Annotated in this window: 1 protein-coding gene and 1 pseudogene; one reads left to right on the top strand and one right to left on the bottom strand. The window is 37.5% G+C overall.

From position 1 onward, the window contains the following. A partial coding sequence (locus E0D98_RS25145) for a DUF3289 family protein (RefSeq protein WP_131891425.1) occupies window positions 1-295 on the bottom strand: 295 nt, incomplete at its 3' end. 180 nt (window positions 296-475) lie between these two features. Here E0D98_RS25145 and E0D98_RS25150 point away from each other — a divergent pair. Beyond that, window positions 476-628, top strand: a pseudogene (locus E0D98_RS25150) (CorA family divalent cation transporter); the annotation flags it as partial. Window positions 629-749: the final 121 nt, after the last annotated feature.

Here is a 749-nt window from a genome sequence, read left to right on the forward strand (position 1 = left end):
TTGCTAGTTCTTTCATTTCTGCAAATAAAATATCAGTGCATTCACGTTGTGATATTTTTGTTCCGGAACTTGAGGCACTAAAAGCAACATTAATAGAACCTGGGCCAGGGAAATGGTATTTAATAAGTCTGTAAGGATCAACTTTTGCTGAGATATCGCTTAGGCCGAGTGAGAGAAAGTCTTGTTCTACCATATCACCATATTGCATATCATCAGCAGAAAAATCATCGAATAAACTAATAGTTTCGAAAAGTGTACAGGGAATATTAATTGGCGGAAGTAATATGTTATTCATTTGCATTTGCCTTGGTTATATTTAAGCTCAATGTCAATTCGAGAACAAATGCTAGGGTAAAAAAATATTTAAAAAAGAAGTACATTTCACATTTTTTCATTACATCTCTGAAGAGAACCTCGTTAATGATTGGTCTTGCTCATTGTTAATAACAAAATGTTGAATTTACCGATTAGGAAACTTTTTCCTACGCGGATTGCCTCCAGCTATGGCATGAACTTTGAGTTTATGCCAGAACTGAAGTGGAGCTTTGGCTACCCTGGCGCGATTATCTTTATGATCCTTGCGGGCCTGACACCGTATCTGTACTTTAAGCGTAAGAACTGGCTGTAACTATACGATGTCGCTGTGAGTAAGTTAGTGTGCTGACAGCGACATTTTAGCCGAGGGAATCGCAGATAATATAATTGTTGTGAATAATATCCATGCCACGTTGAGTTGGACGCTTAATGAC

The sequence above is a fragment of the Escherichia sp. KCJ4928 genome (assembly GCF_004352695.1).
Lineage (GTDB): Bacteria > Pseudomonadota > Gammaproteobacteria > Enterobacterales > Enterobacteriaceae > ECMA0423.